Annotated in this window: 1 protein-coding gene; it reads right to left on the reverse strand. The window is 54.7% G+C overall.

The features are described from left to right. Positions 1–84 precede the first annotated feature (84 nt). Positions 85–23,940 (reverse strand): SDR family NAD(P)-dependent oxidoreductase, encoded by a 23,856-nt coding sequence (locus MAMMFC1_RS22065; protein WP_197723861.1) that lies wholly within the window; start codon positions 23,938–23,940, stop codon positions 85–87. Positions 23,941–23,947: the final 7 nt, after the last annotated feature.

Here is a 23,947-nt window from a genome sequence, read left to right on the forward strand (position 1 = left end):
GCCAAATAAAAAAGGCTAAGAAAAACCCGGCCAGGGGATTCTTAGCCTTTTTCTTATAAAGAACCAATTTGTAAAGAATAGGTATCAGGAATATAATTTTTCACAAAAAACGGCTATTGCTTCAAATGATTTGTCTGACATCATCACCATATGATTGGAAGAATCCACATCAACCATGCTAAAATTGGGAAGCTGCCGTTCCCATTCCTCCCAATAATTAATATGGTCTAATGAAATATCTTCTTTGCCGCTTGTAAAATAGGGTTCTAATTCTCCCCAGAATAAGCCGCTGTTATTGCGGAAATAGTAACAAGTTACCGCCTGGGGATCAGGCAGCGGCCAAACAGAAAACTCATCAAATTTGAAAGCCTGGCGGACCCTTAAACTTTGCCGGATCAGGGATTGCAGCTGAGTTACCGGTTTCGTCAGGCCGCGGGTCTGGGCAAGCTTGAGCACTTGTTCCAAAAATGCCTCATCCGCCAGCTCCAGATCCACTTCATCCCGGTGAATGAGCATCTGGAGTATTTTTTCCGGCGCCTGCTTAACGGTAGTTGCTAACGCAATGTTGACCATTTGCAAAAGCAAGGATTTTGGCGAATAGTTTTTTTTGATTTCCGGGCAATACATTGAATCCACCATAACGATTGTATTGACGGCTTGCCCCAGCTCTTGCAATTGGCGTGTGATCTCATACGCCAAAGTTCCCCCCATGGAGTATCCGCCTACATCGTAGGGTCCCGCCGGCTGTATTGATTGTATAATATGAATATAATATGCGGCCATTGCGTAGATTCCGTGTAAAGGAGCGCGGTCGGTCATCCAGCCGCGCGCCTGAATCCCATAAAACGGTCGCCGGATCTTCTGAGCGATTGCCTGATAGGATTCCGTACCGCCCAGCCCGCCATGAAACCAAAATACAGGCCGTCCTGCAAAAGTCTGGTTGAGGTGAATGAGTTCAGGAAATTGCGGCCAGGCGGCGGGAACAGCAATATTGGCTTGTCGCGCTGCCGCAATTGGTTGATCTATATTTTTCGACAATACCATATTGATAATATTTTGCGTTGTTTTGGACTCCAGCAATCTGTCCAGCGTAATCGTCGGATTCACCTTTGATTGCAATTGCTGAAATATCGCCGTGAAAACGATTGAGTCAACCCCATATTTATCCAAAGGTTTATTAATATCCAATTCTGCCGTTGTCATTCCCAGGGAACGACAGATAATAGCCACGATCCGGTCCTGGAGAGAGGCGCGCTTTTCAGCGACAGCAGCGTTGTTATATAATTCGCCAGCCTGGTCCGGTTCGCCGGTCAATCCCGGCTCCGGCTGCGCTCCGGCCCAGCAGCGCCGTTTCGCAAACGGATAGGTTGGCAAGGCTATTCTACGGACTTCCCGGCCGGCATGGAGTGATTCCCAGGGGATCTTACCGCCTTGCGTCCAATAGAGCGCCAGTTTCTCTAAGTTCTTCTCTTCCAGCAGCATTTGGACCATGGTCTCGCCCAATTTGCCGGCAAGCAGCATTTGGATGCTGGAAAGATCTTCTTCCTGATTGCCGCTAAATATGGGGATGGAGGTTTCCGTCTCTTTGCTGTCTTTCCCTTCGGTAAAGGATTTTAAAGACTGCTTCAAACCCTGAATCAGCTCTTCCCAGCTATCCACTACCATTGCCAGCCGGTATTCCATTGCTTCCCGCCCCGCTTGGAGGGTATAGGCAAAATCAGGCAAACGCAGTTCCGGGTTAGTCTTGTTAAGTTCAATGAACGCCAGCATTTGCCCGGCAACTGCCTGCAGCCCGTCCCTGTTTTTGGCGGAAATGACTACAAGCTGCGGCGAGTTTGCGGCGCTGCCGCTGATTGCTGCCGCCGGCAGCGGAATGTATTCTTCGATAATCAAATGGGCATTGGATCCGCCCGCGCCGAAGGAGCTTACCGTTGCCCGCCGCGGATACTCCCGTTCTTCGCCGTCGATATTTACCATCGGCCGTTTCCACTCCTGCAGTTCCCGCTGCAGATAAAACGGAGTGTTGTCAAAATTTATATTGGGGTTCAGCGGGTCGGCCTTTATCGAAGGAACCAGCTTGCCATGCCGCAATTGCAAAATTACCTTGGTTAACTGAGAAATTCCCGAAGCGGCTTCAGCGTGGCCGATATTGGATTTTACCGACCCGATCGCGCAAAACTGCCGGTCGGGCGTAAATTTCTGAAAGGCTTTGCTTAAGGCGGTGACCTCGATTGGATCACCCAAGGCCGAGCCAGTGGCGGCGGATTCAACATAACTGATCGTCCGGGGATGGACGGCTGATTTTATAAAATTCTCCTCAATCAATTGGGCTTGCGCATTGGGGTTGGGAACGGTATAGCCGTTGGAATAGCCGCCGTGATTGATTGCAGTTGATTTTATCACAGCCAGAATATGATCCCGGTCTTGTATGGCATTAGCAAGGGGTTTTAATAATATGGCGCCAACCCCTTCGGCGGGAAGAAACCCGTCGCCGGCGGCAAAACTTCTGCTGTTAATATGGCTGCCAAGCATGTTCGTAAGGCTTAACCCCAGGTATTTTTTCGGATGAATGGTAAGATTTACGCCGCCGGCAATAGCCAGCCGGCAATCTCCCTTTATCAGACTCTCGCACGCCATATGAATGGCAATAGCCGAGGATGAACACATGGTATCAATGGCTATGCTGGGGCCCTGGAGATTAAAATAATGGGAAACTCTGTTGGCAATAGAGCTGTAGGAAGCTGTGGAGATTGCCGCTTCTTTTACAATATCGGAGTTAAAAGATTGATATTGCTGATACATTGCGCCCACATAAACCCCAACCCGGGACTGATATTGACGCTGTAAACTGTCCCGTGTATAGCCGGTGCTCTCAAGTAAATTCCACACAGTCTCCAGGAAAAGCCGGTTCATAGGATCCATAATCTCGGCATCCAGTGGGGAGATATTGAAGAAAAGCGGATCAAATTGATCTACCCCTTCTAAAAAGCCGCCCCACTTGCAGTAAGTTTTTCCCGGTTTGTTCTTTTCGGCATCGAAGTACAAGCTATGATCCCAGCGGTCTTTAGGAATTTCGACAATACAATCATTGCCGTCTTGCAGGTTACGCCAGAACTCCTCAATGTTACCCGCCCCGGGGTAGCGTCCGGAAATGCCGATAATCGCAATGTCTTGAACCGTTGAGGGTTGTGGAGATTGTGAAGATTGTGATTTTGCCTGGTTTTCCGGTTCCCGGATTTGCAGAAAACGTCTGGATTTTCCGGCTGCCGGCCGGGAAGGCGCCGGCATTGCCGCCGTGATAATTCCGGCGTCATTTGCATCGGCAGCAGCGCCGGCAGCGTGATTTTCCAGTCCTACCAACGACAATAACGAACTCTTATGATTACTCATGAAATACTCTACCAGGGCGTCAATGGTCTGGTATTCAAAAAACAGGGTGCTGCTGATATTATCGAATACTTTACCCAGGTTATTAGCCAGCTGAACAACAATAATTGAATCGATGCCATATTTCTCCAAAGGATCGGAAGGATCAATCTTGTTGCTTGCAATCTGAAGCGTTTCACCGACCAATTTTTTAATATAGGCCGTGCTTTTTTCCCGTAATAAATCCTGGGTCATTCCTCCCGTTTGTCGGGCCGGCGGGTTGGGTTGAGATACCTTGGTCCCGCCGCCCGGCTTCATGGCCGCAGCTGTTGCGCCAGTTTTCAGTTCCGGTTGTTTTTGCAATACAACCCCGTCACTTTCGGCGACAATAATCTGTTGCCCCAATTCATGGGCTGCCTGCGCCGGGAATAAGACCGACCGGAATCCTTCACTTTCCAGCACTGCTTTCCAGGTTTCCGGCCATAGTCCGGGACAACCGGGAATGCGCAGCGGCGAATCTTCGTATAGCCACCATCCCTCCAACAGACCAAAGGTCAGGTGGGTCACCAGGGCGTTGCCGCTGATCTCATTTAACAGTATTAAACCATTTGTCGCGATAGCTGCCTTGGCATTGCGCAGGGTTTGGCGAATATTTTTGGTGGCGTGCAGGACATTGGTTGCAATTATCAGATCATATCCGCCGGCGGTGATGCCTTGTCCCGCAAGGGGTTCGCCCACGTTAAACAGTTTATAGGTCAAATAGGGATTATGGGGGCCGTACTCTTTTTTCGCATGCAGCAAAAATGCCTGGGAAATATCGGTATAGCAATATTCCTGAATGTGATCCTGATAAGGCTTTAATTTCCGGAAAACCATGGCGCTGGTGCCGCCGGTGCCGGCGCCAATCTCAAGAATCCGAATCCCGGCCGCCGGCTCCTGCTTAAGCCGTTCTTCCACGTAGGCGACTACCGTATCGGCAAGCACGGCGTTAAAATAATCCGCAACTATGTTGTTTTTGTAAACGCCTTCGACCAGTTCCATGGAGGAATTGGGAAACATGATATCAGTAGCCGGTATTTTACCGGTAATAATTTTGGGTAAAGCCCGCAGGGTTGCTTCCACCAACACCACTTGGGCTTTGGTATTGGCATCTTCCATCCAGGCCGCCTTTTTTCGATCCCATTCTTCCCAGGCAGCGTCAATATCCATTGGGGTCGTATCCAGTACCGAGCATAGCCCTTCATCGCAGCGGAGATAATTATGCCGCGCCAATACCCTGATACTTTCTTCCAGCCATCTGCCATACATATCAGACAGCCCAACCCTGGTTTTGATGTCAGCCGTCGCTGAATTCTTTGCCGCAAACAGTCCGGCAGACTGCAATTGCCCCCAGAGCAGCCGGCAGAGAAACTGGTCCATCTCCTGCATATACCGGCTTACTTCTGTTTTCAGGCTGCTGATCTGCGCGCCTTGTTCCGGCATATGGCCGGACAGGTTTTGTACATTTGAGGGTTGATTTTCAGGATAGACTGTCATTGTTTCTCCGGCGCCAATTTCTTCCATAACCGCTTGACGGGTTATTTTCATCAACGCAATTTGATCCAGCGGCCCGGCAAGCAGGGTCTCCAATGCATCCATGGCTTCCGGGGGCTCAATGGATCCTATGCCCAGCTTTGCCATCCGCTCCTGATAATCCCGGGAAGCAACAATACCCACACCGCCCCAGTACCCCCAGTTTATCACTTTCACCGCCCCCGGCCATTCACGGGCAAGCTGGCGGGCAAAAGCGTCCTTGAAGGTGCAGCCGGCGGCGTAGTTGCTTTGTCCCGCCGCTTTTACAAAGGAGGTGGTGGAGGAAAAGAACATGACAAAATCCAAAGGCTCTTTTTGGAAGACCTGCGCTATACGCACACTCACATCCACCTTGGCCGCAAGCCCGGCCCGGAATCTTTCCTCAGCCATATTCGCCAGGCTTTGATCCAGCAACACGATGGCGGCATGAATCACCCCGTTAATCTGCCCGTACTGCTGTTTAATCTCATCGTAGGCTTGCTGCAGATCTTTCTTATCAGTTGCATCCGCAGTAATGTAGCGGGGTGTGGTTCCTAGGCCCGCCAGCCTGTTCAGCTTGGACTGAATGGCTGCTTCCTTTGGCCTGCGGCCGATCCAAACGATTCTAGCCTGGTAGGTGCGAATCATATATTCGCTCCATACTTCGCCGATGCCGCCGGCGCCCCCGATTACCACATACACGCCGCCGGGCTTGTACAATGCCGGCTGCAATGGAGGTTTATGAAATGAAATCAGCTTTTCCCGGTACCACTCCTGCCCGCGATAGGCCCAGGCATTGCCCATGGGATCCGGGGGCAAAGTGAAGATATCGGCAAGCGGCCAATCACCGGCAGCTTCCAGATCAATGAGCCGGACCTGCCAGTTTGCGTATTCTTTAGCCATGGAGCCAATTAACCCGTAGAGACTTGCATGGGTTGGGTTCACCCAATCCTTTTTACGAATGGGCTGGACCTGTATGGTTATTACAGTCCAGCCTAAATTCCTGGCGTCATAGCCCAAATGAAGCAAGGCTTTAATCATTCGGAAAACCAGGATTACACCCTGATTTTGTTCTTGAATTACCCCATCCTCTGTCAGGAAATTTGCGGAATTATTTACAGAGTCAGGGGGAGCAAGCCACAGAATATGATCTATGGGTCCATGGGCCGCTATTTTTTCTCCGATTGTTTCGATAGTGTCGTCAGGCTGAATATCCAGTATCCGGGCGTGGGGGTATTGCCGCTGCAGGGCGCTGCTGCTGTCCTTGGTTCTACCGACAATCACCACCTGATCAGTGGGCAGCGGCGACATTTTGCCTTTTTCCGCCGGCACGGCGTCCCAGACGGGAGTCAGCATAAGGGTTACGGCCAGGGGGGCGTCCGCGGCGAAAACTGCCTGCGGCCCATTGCCTGTCTGTAAATCACCCTCCAGCACTCTGAGGGAGAATCCCTTCAGCCGCACACAAACATTCCCCTGCCCGTCGCACAAATCAATATCCAGTTTCTGCACCCTATCCCCGGCTTGACTGCCGTCACCGTATCTGACCAGCGCCCACATGGCGGGAGTACAGCCGGCGAGAATTTCAAGCTCTTCCAGGGCAAAGGGCAGGGCCGGTTTGGGAGCGGTTGTTCCACCGGACGGCAGCGGCCCACCGTCTCCCATCATCAAACCGATGGCCGCCTGGGAGGACGCATCCAGCAAGCTGGGATGGAGAACAAATTGACCTTGCGTATTGGCGACGCAAGCAGGCAGCGAGAGTTTCGCCAGCACCTGACCCGCGCCAATATAAAGCTGCTCAATCCCCTGATGAGCCGGACCGTAGTCTACTCCCATCACCCGGAAGACCGCGTAGCATTGGTCGGATGAAAGGCTGTTCCGGCTGCACTGGGCTTGTACGGCCGGCAAATCCCAAACTTGCGCAGCCGCCGCCGGACCAAGGGCGGCAATTCCCTGGCTGTGCACCACCGGCCCGGCGCCGGCTGCTGCCGGCTCGCTGTATATTTCAAAGGCAATCTCGCCGCTATCTTCCGGGAAGAGGCCGATGTGGACCTTGACCGGCTGTTCCCCGGCGGCAATGGGCCGGACCCAGGTCACGTTTTTGAGCCGTATCCCGGCCTGCTCTGTTTCCAAAACCCCTGCGGCCTGCGCCACTGCGGTCCGGGCCATTTCCAGATAGGCCATCCCCGGCAGGATCCGTTCGCCCTTGATAACATGATCCGCTAGGAAAAACTCCTGGCCGGTAAAGGTGGAACTGAACCGCTGCCGGGTGAAGTCGGAGGTATTCAGCTGCAACAGCGGATGAAGCGAAGCAGTCCCGGTTGAGGTTGTTGCCGGGCTGACGCCGGCGGATTTGCTCTCTTTCACCGGCCAATAGCGTTCCCTGGCAAAGGGATACGCAGGCAGACTCATGCGCCGGGGCTTGTCATCGCCATAAAGCCTGTTCCAGTCAAAAACGAGACCCTTGACCCAAAGGTCGAGAAGCTTCGCATACTTTCCTTTGCTAATCCAGGCATCAATTATTTTGGCCATATCTTCATCCGCGGTAAAAACAGACAAAGCCTCTTTATTGCGTTTGACCTGCCCCCGGTACAGCTCCTCTATTCCCTCCCGGCCGTTGACAAAATCCTGTAGTTTTTCTTCCAGTTCCCTGATGGATGCCGCAATTAAGCCCAAGCGCTCTTCCATGGCTTCACGCCCTACCTGGAGCGTGTAAGCCATGCCGGCTAATTCACTGTCCGTGAATGACTCCGACTGAATTGCGGCCAACAATTGCCGCACCTGTTCCCGGAGCCGGTCCTCCGTCTTGGCCGACAGCACGATAACGGCCGGATTCCGGGAAGTGACTTTAATTTGCGGCCGCACCAGGTCCGGGGATATATATTCTTCGATTACCACGTGGGCGTTTGCGCCGCCGGCGCCAAAGGACGAGATGCCGGCAATCCTCGGATATTCCTTGCTTTCACCATTGATCTCAACCACCGGCCGTTTCCACTCGGCAAGTTCCTGCTGAACCACAAACGGAGTTTTGCCGAAATTGATGTTAGGGTTCAATTCCCTGGCATGCAGGCTGGGAACAATCTGTTGGTGCTTCATTTGCAGCAAAATTTTAGTAACCCCGGCGATCCCGGCGGCTGCTTCCAAATGGCCGATATTTGATTTTACCGAACCAATGGCGCAAAACCCCGTGTCCTGGGTATCTTGAAAAAATGCCTGGGTAAGTCCGGTAATTTCAATGGGATCGCCAAGTTCCGTCCCCGTGCCGTGGGCTTCAATATAACTGACAGCCCTGGCATTGATCCCTGCTTTGTCCAGTGTCGCGCGAATGAGCTGTCCTTGAGCTTTCGGATTGGGCACTGTATAGCCGTTGGTTTTGCCGCCGTGATTAATACCGGTCCCGCGAATTACAGCGTAAATGTGATCCCCGTCGGCGATGGCCCGGGACAAAGGTTTCAGCAAAACAGCGCCGACTCCTTCACCGGGTACGAATCCGTTGCCCCCCAGACCGAAGCTTTTGCATTTTCCGTCCCTGGACAGCATGTGCTGGCCACAGAGGCCGATATAGCTTGAGGGATGCAGATATAGATTAACTCCCCCCGCAATCGCCATTTCACATTCCTGTTGGTGAAGATGTTCGCAGGCTTCATGAATGGCAGTCAATGAGGAGGAACACATGGTATCGATCGGCATGCTGGGCCCTTGCAGGTTCAATAGATAGGAAATCCGGTTGGCTATTGATCCAAAGGAAGTATGGGGAAATAATTTTTCGCCCTGCCGCCATAAATCGGGGCCATATAAATTAAAGCCTATTTTGGTAACGCCGGCAAAAACACCGACCCGGCCATTATATTGAGCTGTAAGCTGCTCCTTCGTGTAGCCCGCATCCTCCAGCACTTCCCAACAGGACTCAATGAACAGTCGTTCCTGGGGATCCATATTGTTGGCTTCCAGCGGCGAAATATTAAAGAACAGAGGATCAAAATCCGCAAACCCGGTGAGGAAACTACCCCATTTGCTGTAGCTCTTGCCTTGCGCCGCGGCTGCCTGCGGATCCGGGTGATAGAATCCTTCCAGCGGCCAGCGTTCGGCGGGAATTTCAGTAATACAATCTTTTCCTGCTTTCAAATTCTCCCAATATACTTTTGGATTTTGCGCCTGTGCATATCGCCCGGTCATGCCAATGATGGCAATTGGTTCCCGGGTTTCACGCCGGGGATTTGCAGCGGTAATGCTGCGGGCTTTCTTTCTTGCCTTCAATGACATTGACATTGAGATTGAGGGTAGGGTGGAGGTCAGCGCCGGAAATTCACCGGCGAAATTCGGTTTGGCCGGCGGCGCTGCGGCTGTCAATGCCGCCGGCTCGCCAAGCCCGGTCCAGTTCACGCATTCTTGCGGATAATCGGCAACAAAATATTCGGCTAAGGCGCCGAGGGTCTGGTATTCAAAAAATAAAGTTTTTGACAGTTCGCCAAAGATACCGGCCAGATTTTGATTAAGCTGGGCAATCATAACCGAATCAATCCCATAGCTTTCCAAAGGCTCGTCGGCATCAATCCTGCCGACACCCAGCTTGGCGATTCTCCCCAATAGCACTTTAAGTTGATGTAAGGTTTTTCCCCGCAGCAGTCCTGGGTCCACCGGCGGAATGGATTTCTCTGCCAGATCCGGCTGAATTCCGGCGGCGGTTTCTAAAAATAGTTCCCTCATCCGTTGCCGGTCGCCTTCCATCACCAGCACCTGGTCCCTGCCGGCGGCTAAGCCCCGGTAGAAAGCCCGGATGCCGGTTGAAGTTTCCATGGGAATCATGCCGGTCGCTGCCTGCATTATCTGCTCGGTGTTGGCATCAACCCGCATGCCGCCCTCTTGCCACAGCGGCCAGCTGATGGACAGGGTTTGACCCCGGCGTTGGTTTGCTGCCGCCAGACCGTTGCGATACCTGGCGTAGTGGTCCATAAAGGCGTTGGCGGCGGCGTAGTCGGCCTGTCCCGGATTGCCCAAACTGCCGGCAACCGAGGAAAAGAGAACAAAGAAATCCAGGTTCAGGTCCTTGCTGGCTTGATCCAGATTCACCAGGCCACTGACCTTGGGCGACAGCACTTCTGAAAGTTGGGCTTGGGTTTTTTTGAGGATATAGTTGTCGCGGATTACGCCGGCGCTATGGATGATGCCGTTTAGACCGCCAAAATCATCCCGGATGCTCCGGATTAAGTCGGCAGCCGCCTGTTCCCGGGTTACATCGGCTTGTTTATAGACGACCCGAGCGCCGGGTGATTCCAGTTCCTTAAGCTGGGCTTGCCTGGCGGCATTGAGCGGGGACCGGCCGGTAAGAATCAAGGTTGTATCCTTGACTTGCCGCGCAATTTCCCTGGCAAAGATGCGTCCCAGGCCGCCGGCGCCGCCGGTTATTAAATAGATCCCCCCGTTTTTCCAGGGAATCGCCGGCTGGGTGGCGGTTTCAATTTCCTGCCAGCCGCCAACCAAACGTTTGCCGGCTTCATAGCGAATTTGGCTATCCATCGGCCGGCGGCTGTTCTCTGCAAGCCGGGGGATGATTGCCGCCGCCCCTTGTCCCGGCTCTATTGCGATCAGTTGTCCCGTAAGCCGGGGGTTTTCCAGCCGGGCTGTCTTTAAGAAGCCCAGGAAGCCGGCGCACAGTTGCCCCTCGTCCAGGGTGGAAACCACTATTTGGATCAGTACCTGGTCTTTCGGTTTGTTCCTGAGGATGCCCTGGATCTCTTCGAATACCTGAGCGGCATATGTTTCAAAGCGCTCCGCCAGCGGCTGCGCGGATTGAAGCGCCAGACAGCGTACCCCCTTCATCCGGGTGGTAATGTCGTCAGGGGAGATGTCGTCAGTCTCGCAGAGGATCACCAGGTGTTGGGCATAGTCAGGATCTATGGCTTCAGCCGCTGGCGGCTGTTCCTGCCAACAGGGCGCCAGCAGCAGCAGGCCGGTATCTGCCGCCGATCCTGAAGCGCTCAGTCCGCCGGCCGGCAGTTGGAATGCGAATGCCTTCATGCGCACGCAAATCCGGCCCTGGTCGTTGCAAAGATCAATATCCAGTTTCGGCAGCCCGTCCGCCGGCGTGTTGCCGGCGCTCGGCCGTATATGCGCCCACATGGCGGCAGCACAGCTGCCGAATACTTCCAGTTCCTCCAGGGTGAAGGGCAGGATTGGCTTAGCAGAGGTGTTGGCCGCCTGGAGAGCGGCCTCCATCAGGCTGGGGTGCAATACAAACTGGTCCTGGGTAGCGGTAACGGTTGACGGCAGGGTGAGCCTGGCCAGGACCTGATCTTGTCCCAGATACACCTGCTCAATCCCCTGGTAGGCGGGACCGTAATTCAGACCCATGGTTTTAAAGACCTCGTAGAGCCGGCTGGCGGCGGAAGCGGTTTGGCTGCACCCGGCCTGCAGGGCGGCTAAATCCAGGGCAGGCTCTGCCGGCACCGCGTCAAGTACGGCAATGCCCTGACTGTGCACGATTGGCTCGGCCCCGGCTTCAGCGGGCCGGCTGTAGATTTCGTAGGCGATCCGGTCCTCTTCGGGATAAAGTCCGATGTGCACCTGGACTGCTTTGTCGCCTGCGGCGACGGGGCGCGCCCAGACGATGTCCCGGAGCCGGATCCGGGCCTTTTCTTCCGGCCGAACGCCTGTCGCCTGCGCTACGGCGGCCCGGGCCATTTCCAACTGGGCCACTCCCGGTAGAACCGGCCGCCCCTTTACTACATGATCCGCCAGGAAAAACTCCTGCCCGGTAAAGGTGGATGTAAACCGCAGTTCGGCAAGGTCGGAAGTGTTTTGACCCAACAGCGGGTGTATTACGGCGCTTATGGTTGAGGTTGCTGCCGGGCTGGCGGCAGGTTTGGCCTGAATCTCCGGCAGCCAATAGCGTTCCCTGGCGAAGGGATACGTCGGCAGGCTGATGCGGCGCAGTTTGCTGTCGCCATAGAGCTTGCGCCAGTCAAAGGACAGGCCCTTGACCCAAAGGTCCAGCAGTTTCGCATATTTTCGGCGTTGAATCCATTTTTCAATTGTTTCCTGCATTTCTTCGTCCACGGCCATAGCCGCAAAGGTCTCTTTATTTCGTTTGGCCTGTCCCCGGTACAAATCTTTAATGCCGTCCTGCCCGGTTACAAAACCCTGTAGTTTCTCGGCAAGTTCCCGGACGGATCCGGCCATTACTGCCAGGCGTTCCTCCATGGCTTCCCGGCCCACTTGCAGCGTGTAGGCCATATCGGCTAAGTCGCCGGCCGCAAAGGGCTGCGCCTGCAGCACAGCCAACAATTGCTGCGCCTGCAGCTTCAGCCCGTCTTCAGTCCTGGCCGACAGCACGATAATGGCCGGATTTTGCGGCGTGATTGCGGTTATATGCCCTTCCTGGCTGAGAGGAATGTATTCCGCCAGCACGACGTGGGCGTTGGCGCCGCCGGCGCCAAAGGACGAGATGCCGGCAATCCGGGGATATTCCTTGGTTTCGTCCCCCTTCTCAACCACCGGCCGTTTCCATTCCGCCAGTTCCTGCTGGACTACAAAGGGGGTTTTGGCGAAATTAATATTGGGATTCAATTCCCGGGCATGGAGACTGGGAACGATCATTTGGTTCTGCATTTGCAGCACGATTTTGGCAATGCCGGCAATCCCGGCCGCCGCTTCCAGATGGCCGATATTGGATTTTACCGAGCCAATGGCGCAAAAGCCGGTGTCCCGGGTATCCTTTTGGAAGGCCTGGCTTAAGCCGGCGATTTCGATCGGATCGCCCAGGACGGTCCCGGTTCCGTGGGCTTCGATATAACTGACGGTGCGCGCGTCAACCCCGGCTTTATCCAGGGCCGCCCGGATAAGCTCCCCCTGGGCGGTGGGATTAGGCACCAAATATCCGTTGGTTTTGCCGCCGTGGTTGATACTGGTTCCCCGGATTACCGCATAAATATGATCCCCGTCGGCAATGGCCCGGGACAGAGGTTTCAGCAAAACAGCGCCGACGCCTTCCCCGGGAACGAAACCGTTGCCCCCCTGACCAAAGCTTTTGCATTTTCCGTCTTCGGACAGCATGTGCTGGGCACACAGTCCGATATAACTGGAAGGATGCAGGTAGAGATTCACGCCGCCGGCAATCGCCATTTCGCATTCGCCCCGGTAAAGGTGCTCGCAGGCTTCATGAATGGCTGTTAACGAGGCGGAACACATGGTATCAATGGGCATGCTGGGGCCTTGTAAATTAAGAAGATAGGAAATCCGGTTGGCCACCGACCCAAAGGAAGTGCGGGGATAGAAATGTTCGCCCTGTCGCCATAGCTCGGGGCCATACAACTCGAAGCCGGTTTTGGTAATCCCGGCGAAAACACCCACCCGCCGGTTATATTGCGCGCCCAGCTGCTCCCGGGTGTAGCCGGCATCCTCCAGCACTTCCCAGCAAGACTCAAGAAATAAGCGTTCCTGGGGATCCATACCGGTGGCTTCCCGGGGTGAAATACTGAAGAACAGCGGATCAAACTCGGCAAAGCCTTCGACAAATCCCCCCCATTTGCTGTAGCTTTTTCCCTGCGCCGCCGCTTCCTGGGGATCGGGATGATAGAATCCGTCTATTGGCCAACGCTCCGGCGGAATTTCCGTAACAGCATCCCGGCCGGTTTTTAAATTCTCCCAGTAGTCCTTTAATGTTTTTGCCTGGGGATAGCGCCCGCTCATGCCGATGATGGCAACCGGCTCATAAGCGCTGTTATCGGCAGTCCGCTCCGTAAAGCCGCCACGTGTCAGCTGCCGGCGTCTTTTCAGTGAAACCGGCGCGGGGAGTTCGTCAGTTAAAGGCGGCATTATCGGCTTCACTGACTGCGTTGGCTCAGCCTGATCGCCAAGTCCGGTCCATTGCAGGCACTTTTGGGGATAGTCGGCGGTAAAATATTCGGCTAACGCGCTCAGCGTCCGGTACTCATAGAATAAGGTTTTGGACAATTCGCCAAAGATGCCGTCGAGGTTCTGATTGAGCTGGGTAATCATGATGGAATCGATCCCATAGCTTTCCAGGGGCTCTTCCGGATCAATGCCGGCAACACTCATTTTAGTAGTTTCAGCAAACAGAACTTTAAGCTGATGCAAGGTTTTTTCCCGCAGCAGCCATGGCTCTACCTGGACAGTAGCCGCCGCCTCGGTACGGGCGTCGGCCGGCGGGGAAATTGTCTGCAGGCGGGCCTGCAGGCGGGACAGATCGCCTTCCGCCACCATGACTTGCGCTTTGCCGGCGGCTAAGGCCTGATAAAAGGCCCCGATGCCGGTTGCGGTCCGCATAGCGATCATACCCGTGTTTTGCCGCATCGTCTTTTCGGTTTCGGCATCGATGCGCATGCCGCCCTCCTGCCACAGCGGCCAATTGATGGACAGCGTTTGGCCGTGGCGCTGTTGCGCCGCCGCCAGCGTATTGCGGTACCTGGCGTAAGCGTCCATAAAGGCGTTGGCGGTTGCGTAATCGGCCTGGCCGACATTGCCTACGCTTCCTGCTATTGAGGAAAAGAGCACAAAAAAGTCGAGGGGCAGATGCTGGCTGGCCTGATCCAGATGCACCAGGCCGGCAACTTTGGGCGCCAGTACTTCCCACAGTTCCGCCTGGGTTTTCTTGAGGATGAAATTGTCTTTATTCACGCCGGCGCTATGAATAATGCCCTGAAGGCTGCCGTAATTGTCGAGAATATATTGGATTAAGCCATTGACAGCTTCCGGTTGGGTCACATCAACCTGCTTGTATTCGATCCGGGCGCCCAAGGCCGCCAGTTCCCGCAACTCGGCTTGCTTATTTTCGTTAAGCGCCGATCGGCCGGTGAGGATCAAAGCTGCATCTTTAACTTTCTGCGCAATTTCTCTGGCGAAAATTTGCCCCAGGCCGCCGGCGCCGCCGGTTATTAAATAGACCCCCCGGTCTTGCCAGGGGATTTTTCCTGCCGCCGGGGAAACTTCCGTTTCGCTCCAGCCGGCAACATAGCGTTTGCCGTCCCGGTAGCGAATATGTCTATCAAGGGGACGGCGGCTGTTCTCCGCCAGTTTCGCCGTGATTGCCGCCAAATCTTCCCCTGGTTCTATTTCAATAAGCTGTCCTGTCAGTTTGGGATTCTCTAACGGCGCGGTTTTCAAAAGCCCGCCGAGTCCGGCAAACAGTTGCTGTTCGTCCTGAAGGGAAGTAATGATCTGGATCAATACTTTGCCCGCGGGTTTTTCTTTGAGGATGCTTTGGATTTCTGTAAACGCCTGGACGGCATAATCCTGGAACCGGGCCGCGATGCCTTCCTGTTTGGACTCCAGGACGAGGAAACGCATCCCGTTTGTCTCGTTTTCCATACTTTGCCGCAGAGCCGCGTCCGGCTGGCAGAACATTGCCACATGCTGAGCATAGCCGGCAGCGGCAGCGTCCCGGTCAACAGCTTCTTCTTGCCAGCAGGGATGCAGAATCAAAGTCCCGGGAGCCGTTGCCGCCGGACTTCTCCCGTCTTCCCGCCCTTGCGGGGAAAGTCCCTTCATCCGTAGGCAAACATGCCCTTGGTCGTCGCACAAATCAATGTCGAGTTTCGCCGCCTTATCCCCGGCTTTGCTGCTGTCACTGAAGCGGATCAGCGCCCACATGGCAGGGGTGCATCGCCCCCAAACCGCGAGTTCCTCCAGGGCGAAGGGCTGGACCGCACCGGCTGTTAAACCGCTTGACGCCTGAAGGGCCGCCGCCAGCAAAGCGGGATGCAGGACGAATTGATCCTGAGTATCAGAAACGGCGGCAGGCAAAACCAGTTTGGCCAACACTTGTCCCGGGCCTGCATACAGCTTCTCAATTCCCGGACCGGACGCAAAGCCGCTTTCCGGGCCCTGTGACTGCAGGGCCGTCAGATCCAAAGGCGGAACTTCCGCAACCGCCCCCGGCATTGCCCTGCCCTGACTGTACACTACCGGTTCCGCGTTGTCCCCCTGCGGCTGGCTGTAGATTTCATAGGCAATTTCCCCGTTGTCCTCGGGATAGAGTCCGATGTGCACTTCTATTGCCTGGTCCCCGACGACTATCGGCCGAGCCCAAAGCACATTCCTGAGGCGTATTCCGTTACCCTTTTCTTTCCCGGCCCCTGTTGCCTGCTGTACTGCTGCCCGGGCCATCTCCAGGCAGACAACCCCGGGTAAAACCCGCTGATCTTTCCCTATGGCATCTGCCAGGAAAAACTCCTGGCCGGTAAAGGTGGAACTGAACCGCTGTTCCGAAAGATCGGAAGTATTGCGCTGCAGCAGGGGATGAATTGCGCCGGCAAGGGCTAAAGCTGCCGGCAGACCGCTGCCGGCGGTTTTGGTGTCCTGCCCGGCTAGCCAGTAACGTTCCCTGGCGAAGGGATAGGTCGGCAGACTGATGCGCCGCGGTTTGTTGTCGCCATAAAGCTTGTTCCAGTCAACAATGAGGCCCTTGACCCAAAGGTCGAGAAGTTTTGCGTATTTCCCTTTGGCGACCCAGGCATCGATGGCTTTGGCCAGATCTTCATCCGCGGCAAAAACAGCCAGCGTTTCTTTATTGCGCTTTACCTGTCCCCGGTATACTTCCCCGTCGCCATCCCCGCCATCCACATAACTCTTCAGTTGTTCGGCAAGTTCCTGTACTGATCCCGCGATTACAGCCAGGCGCTCTTCCATGGCCTCCCGGCCCACCTGGAGGGTGTAAGCCACATCGGCTAAATCGCGGTCTGTGAATTGCTGCTCCTTAATTGCCGCCAGCAATTGCTGCACCTGCTCCCGCAGCCGTTCTTCATTCTTTGCCGACAGCACGATAATGGCCGGATTCCCCGCGTTGACCGCAATTGGCAGCCGGACCGGGTCCCGGGGTATATATTCTTCGATAACTATATGAGCGTTTGCCCCTCCCGCCCCAAAGGACGAAATGCCGGCAATCCGCGGATATTCTTTGCTTTCGCCGCCTTTTTCAACCAGCGGCCGCTTCCATTCCGCCAGTTCCTGCTGGACCACAAAGGGGGTATTACTGAAATCAATGTTGGGATTTAAGGTCTGAGAATGGAGTGAAGGCGCCAGTTGCTGATACTTTAACTGCAGCAGTATTTTCGTTACTCCGGCAATGCCGGCCGCGCTCTCGCAATGGCCGATGTTGGACTTGGCCGAGCCGATGGCGCAGAACTGCTTGTCCTTGGTGTATGCCTGGAAGGTTTTTGTCAGGCCGGTGATTTCAATGGGGTCCCCCAGGGAAGTGCCGGTGCCGTGGGCCTCAATATAACTGATTGTCCGGGGGTCAATCCCGGCTTCCTTAAAGGCCCGGCCGATGACACTGGCCTGGGCATTGGGATTGGGAACGGTGTAGCCGTTGGTTTTTCCCCCATGATTGAGGGCGGTCCCCTTGATGATGCCATAGATGTGGTCGCCGTCGGCAACGGCTTTCGCCAGCGGTTTTAGGAGCACGGCTCCCACGCCTTCTCCCGGCACATAGCCGTCGCCGCCCTGGCCGAAGCTTTCGCAGCGGCCCTTGCTGGAGGCGAACTTGCCCTGGCTAAGCAGTAAATATTTATTGGGATGAATGGAAACATTGACGCCGCCCGCAATCGCCGCTTCGCAGACGCCGCGCTGCAGGCTCTGGCAGGCCAGATGGATGGCGGTCAGGGCGGAGGAGCACATGGTATCCACCGCCATGCTGGGTCCATGGAAGTTGCAGAAATAGGACACCCGGTTGGCGATGGACGACGGGTTGCCGGCTGCGGCAACCGGCCGGCCCCGGAGCTGTTCCTGGGCGCCGTAGAGCTGGTACTCTTCGTACATCACCCCGACATATACCCCCACATTGCCCCCCAGGCCAAAGTCCTGATGCAGGCCCAGGGTTTCCCGGGTATAGCCCGCGTCCTCCAGGGTTTCATAGACACACTGCAGGAACAACCGCTCCTGGGGATCCATGATTTGGGCTTCCCGCGGTGAAATATTGAAAAACAGCGGATCGAACTGATCCACGCTGTTAATAAAGCCGCCCCACTTGCTGTAGGTTTTGCCGGGCTTATTTTTATCGGCATCAAAGTACAGGCTGTGATCCCAGCGGTCTTTAGGGATTTCGGTGATGCAATCCTTGCCGTCCCGCAGGTTTTGCCAGAATTGCCGGATATTATCCGCCTGGGGATAGCGGCCGGCGACACCAATGATAGCAATGTCCAAGGCCGCTGCTTCTTCCCGCTTCTCCGGCCGCAGCGAGGCAAAACGCGGACGGCTGCGGACGGCTGCCGGTTTTTCCGCCGCTGTCACAGCTGCAAAATCCGGGGGATTTACGGCCGGCGCCGCCGCTCTTTTATCCTCAAGTCCCAATAATTTTGTCAGTTCACCGCCATAGTTTTCCAGGAAATATTCGGTTAAGTCTTTAATGTTTTGGTATTCAAAAAACAATGTTTTCGGCAATGAACCGAATGCTTTTTCCAGTTGATTGGTCAGTTGCATAACCATGACCGAATCGATGCCGTATTGTTCCAGCGGCGCGTCTGCTTCAATGCGGTGCGCCGGCAGTTTGATGACGGCAGCCAGCAGCTTTTTGAAGTAGTTGACGGCTTTTTCCGGGAGCGAATCCTGATCAATAGCCGGAACTGCTTTGTTTTCTTCTTGGGGATAAGACCCTTTTGCGGCTTCGGTTGCGGGCTGCTGCTGCAGGAGGAGGGCCTGAAGCCGCTCAAGTTCCCCTTCCAGCACCATGACCTGATCCTGACCGGAGGCCAGGCCTTGATACAAGGCCCGGATGCCGGTTGCTGTCTCCATGGCGACCATACCCGTGTTTTGCCGCAGCAGTTTTTCTGTTACCGGATCAACCCCCATACCGCCTTCTTTCCATAGCGGCCAATTGACGGACAGGGCTTGGCCGTGGCGTTGGTTTGCGGCCGCCAGTTGGTTGCGATACCTGGCGTAAGCGTCCATAAAGGCGTTGGCGGCCGCATAGTCGGCCTGGCCCGGATTGCCGACAACTCCTGTCCCGGACGAAAAGAGGATGAAAAAGTCCAGGGGCAGATCCTTGCCGGCCTGATCAAGATACACCAGGCCGGCGACCTTGGGCGCCAGCACTTCTAAAAATTCGGCTTTGGTTTTCTTGATAATAAAGCTGTCTTTAAGCACGCCGGCGCTATGGATAATGCCGTGGAGGCCGCCGTAACTGTCCTGAATATATTGGATTAAGCTGTTAACCGCTTCCTGGCGGGTCACATCCACTTGCCGGTATTCTATCCTGGCGCCCAGGGCCTGCAGTTCCTTCAGCACAGCCTGCTTGTTCCCGTTAAGGGGCGACCTGCCGGTAAGAATCAGGGTCGCGGCCTTAGCTTCACGGACGATTTCTTTGGCAAAAATAAGTCCCAGGCCGCCGGCGCCGCCGGTAATCAGGTAGATACCCCCGTCTTTCCAGGGAAGCTTCCCGGCGGTACGGGCAACTTCCACCTGACTTAAACCAGCCACATAGCGCTGGCCGTCCTGATAGCGGACATGATTACTGCCGGCGCTGCGGCTGTTGGCTTGCAGCTTCCCGATAATTGCCGCCGCGGCTTCTTCCGGTTCAACTTCAAGCATTTGCCCAACCAGTTGGGGATTCTCCAACCGGGCTGTTTTTAACAAGCCGGCAAGGCCGGTAAACAATTGCTGTTCCTCCCGGTTGGGAACGACAAGCTGGACCAGAACCCTGCCTGCCGGTTTGGCGGCCAGCATGCCTTGGATTTCTTCAAATACCTGGGCGGCATAGTCCTGGAACCGTTCCGCCAGGCCTTGGTGTTTGGACGCCAGGGTCAGACAACGCGCCCCGCTGATTTGGGCGGCGATAATTTCCGGGGAAATTGCATTTGGCTCACAGAGCATCACCACATGCTGAACATAGTCGGGAGCCGCGGTTTCAACAATGTCCTGCCGTTTCCAGTCAGGGCGGAGCATCAGCATTCCCGGTGCGGCCGGTGACTGAGCCGGGCTCGTTTCTCCCGCCAGCACTCTGGAGGATAATCCCTTCAGCCGCACACAAACCTTCCCCTGGTCATCATATAATTCAATATCAAATTTCTGCACCTTATCGCCGGCGCGGCCGCCGTCACCATACCGGATCAGCGCCCACACGGAGGAAGGGCAATTGCCGAGAATTTCGATCTCCTGTAAGGCAAAGGGCAGTACCGGCTTGAGGGAAACTGCACCGCCGTCGCCTAAACTCATTACCAGCCCGATTGACGCCTGTAAGGCCGAGTCCATCAGACTGGGGTGAAGGACAAACTGGTCCCGGGTACCGGCGACAGCTAACGGCAGCGCCAACTTTGCCAACACCTGCTCCGGACCCACATATACCGTTTCGATTCCCCGGTGGGCCGGGCCGTAGTCAATCCCCATCGCCTTAAAAGCCTCGTAGCATTGGCTGGGTGAAAGAGCGCCGCGGTTGCATTGGGCTTGTACGGTTAAGATGTCGATAGCCGCTGCCGCCGCCACCGGACTCAGCACGGCACTGCCCTGGCTGTGAACTATAGGTTCGGCGCCGGCTGCTTCAGCCTGGCTGTAGATTTCAAAGAAAATCTCGCCGCTATCCGCCGGGAAAAGCCCGATATGCACCTTGACCGGCTGTTCCCCCACGGTAACGGGCCGGGCCCAGACAATGTTTTTGAGCCGTATGCCGGCCTGGCCCGGTTCAACCCCGGCTGCTTGCGCCACAGCCACCCGGGCCATTTCCAGGTAGGCCACTCCCGGTAAAACCCGCTGCCCCTGCACGATATGATCCGCTAAGAAAAACTCCTGGCCGGTAAAGGTTGAACTAAACCGTTGTTCGAAAAAATCGGAGGTATTGTGCTGCAGCAACGGGTGAATTGCGGCCGCGACGCCTGAACCGGCAGCAATACCGCCGCTGCCGGCGCCGTTCTTGGCTACCTGTATCCAATAGCGTTCCCTGGCAAATGGGTAGGTGGGCAGACTGATGCGGCCAGGTTTCGTGTCGCCGTAAAGTAAATTCCAATTTATATCAAAGCCTTTTACCCACAAATCGGCAATTTTTCTAACTTCGCCGGTAATAATCCATTTATTGATCAATTCCAGCGACTCCCGGTCGCTAAAAAGATTGGTTGTATCTTTGCCCTGCTTTACATGCCCGCGCCAGCAATTATCCCTCACTTCCTTGCCTTCACCAAAGGCTTCTAATTTTTCAATTAGCTGCCCCACATCCTTTACGAGAAAAGCTACCCGTTCTTCCATGGATTCCCGTCCCACTTGCAAAGTATAAGCCAATGCCGGTAAATCCATCCCATTTTCAGGGTGAAGATTGTCCCCGGAGAACCCTTTCAGAAACGCAAGCAGTTTTTGGGCATAAGCCTGCAGCCGTTCCTTGTTCTTGGCCGAAAGGGGAATGATTGCCTGATCGTCGCCGGGCCTCGGAATTGCCGGCTGTTGCCGGTTGTATTCCTCCAGTATGATATGAACGTTTGAGCCGGTAGCGCCAAAAGAACTCAGCCCGGCCCGGCGGGGATAGCTGACCTGCCGGCCGTCTTCCTCGACTACCGGCTGCTTCCATTCCTCGGTGTTATGCTGAACGAAAAATGGCGATTGGGCAAAATCTATGTGCGGATTTAATTCTTCGGAATGCAGTGAAGGCACCAGGGTTTTATAATAAAGCTGGAGGATAACCTTGGTCAGGCCGCTGATGCCGGCAGCGGCTTCAGCATGCCCGATATTTGACTTGACGGAACCAATTGAACAATATTGCAAATCCCTGGTATACAGGCGAAAGGCTTTCACCAGCCCTTCGATTTCAATGGGATCGCCCAATGACGTTCCGGTCCCGTGAGCTTCCACATAGCTGATCGTCCGGGGATGAATATTTATTTTTTCCAAACAGGCCGCAATCATATCCGCCTGGGCCACCGGACTTGGCACCGTAATGCCGCTTACCGTCCCCACATGATTGATGGTGCTGCCTTTGATGACCGCATAAATGTGATCCCCGTCCTGGGCGGCTTTGTGCAACGGCTTTAGCAGCACCGCCCCGACGCCTTCGCCGGATACATAGCCGTCGCCGTCTTTACCGAAGGTATGGCAATAGCCGTCGCTGGCATGCATGTCCATCATCCCGTAGGTAAAATATTTATTGGGATTTAAGGATAAATTCACGCCGCCGGCCAGGGCCGCCTCGCAGTCGCCGTGCCGGATACTCTCCAAGGCCAAATGCACGGCCGTAAGGGAAGAGGAACATACCGTATCCACCGCCATGCTGGGGCCGTGAAAATTGCAGAAATATGAGACCCGGTTGGCAATAGGCGCGTAGTTCAATGACAAGGGAACGGCCTGGCCGTGAGCCGCGGCTTCGGCTCCGATCAGAGTATAATCTTTGTGCATTACCCCGACAAATACGCCCACATGCCGCCTTTTATTGGGACCTTGCGGCGTAACCAGCGTTTTCGGCGTATAGCCGGCATCTTCTATTGCTTCCCAGCAGGTTTCCAGAAACAACCGTTCCTGCGGGTCCATCAATTCCGCTTCCCGCGGCGATACTCGAAAAAACTGGGGATCAAAGTAATCCGGATTATCGATAAAGCCGCCCCATTGGGAGATGTTTTTGCCTGAGGGGGATTTTAATCCCGCATACAATTTCCAATCCCAGCGGGATGGAGGAATTTCACTGATACAATCTTTGCCGGTTTTGAGATTAGCCCAAAATTCCTGCAGGTTTATTGCTTGCGGGTAGCGTCCCGCTATCCCGACGATGGCAATATCTTCCTGCCCGGCCGGCATTGTTGCCGCCCGGCCGGCGGCCGGGCTTGGCGCCGGCGCCGTTGATGCTTGCCTGAAAGGAGAAGCCGGGGGGACGGCATCCTGCCGCGTCCCGGCGGCGCGGCTGAACTTGGCGGCATAATTTCCGGTAAGATAGGCCGCTAATTCGGCAATGGTCGTATATTCAAACAATAACGTCGGCGATAAGGCGGCGCCAATTTTTGTTTCTATTGCCTGGACAATCTCCAACAAACCGGGTGAATCCAAACCCATTTCATAATATCCAATCTGAGTATCGATTTGTTCCGCCGGTTTTTTTAATCGCTCCGCCATCAGCTGCCGTAAAAAGGCTGCCGCTGCCTCGGTCGCTGCCGGGTTGGCGCCGGCAGCCTCATAGCCGGGTGGGAGAGTGCCGGCTGGTGAGTCGGCTGAAGGCGCAGCCAAATCAGCCGCCGGCAGGGAATGGCTTTTTCGATCAGGGTTGATTAATTCAGCGCCGCGGACCAGTTTGCTGCAGAAATTTTTCAATTCCGCCACCTTCGCGCCGGCTTCATTGAAAAATTCCAGCGTCATATATAACAGTTCTTTTTTGCGGGCCAGGGATGAAGTTTGAATCCGGGTCACACAACGGTTTTGTAAAAGCGCCGCTGCGCGAAAGGATTCAAAGAAAAGCGGCAAAAACAGGCGTTCTTCCTCTTTGACCAAGGAAGACAGCAGATTCATCGCACCGATAGCGCTGCCGTCAATAAGGGCCGGGTGAAACAGAAAGCCTTCGGCGCTGGCATGGGCCTCCTGGCCCAGGGAAACGCCAATGAAAGTCGCTGTCCCGCTCTCGTAAATCTTTCCTGCCGCTTTCATAAAGCCGGTGTGCACCAGGTCCTGAAGCCGGCATTGCCCGTAAACCTCTTCTAAACTGACAATTCTCTTGGCCGAGCGCTTTATTTGATTAAAATCCAAAGTTTCATTAAATATTACCGGGCCTGTCTGATGCATTTCAGCAGTAACATACCGTTTTTTATCCCGGGCCAGGGTTCCGTCATTGCGCTGCTCCTGACCCTCCACAACAATCTGCCATTGCCCCGCCTCGATTTCAGAAAACTGAATGGAAAGCATAACGTCATAGTCTTTGTCTTTTCCTGTAATCAGTGGGTTATATATGGATAAATTGCGCAGTTCGAACTCATTGCAAGAGTGATGCTGATGATGCTTGTGAAAGAATTGGAATATAAGATCGATATAAGCTAAGCCGGGCAACAATTGTTGTCCATATACACTGTGATTGCTCATGATCGGGTTTTTGGCGGATAGATTGAACGTTTCGTATATCACTGACTTC

Origin of the sequence: Methylomusa anaerophila (assembly GCF_003966895.1) — a bacterium.
Taxonomy (GTDB): Bacteria; Bacillota; Negativicutes; order Sporomusales; family Sporomusaceae; genus Methylomusa; species Methylomusa anaerophila.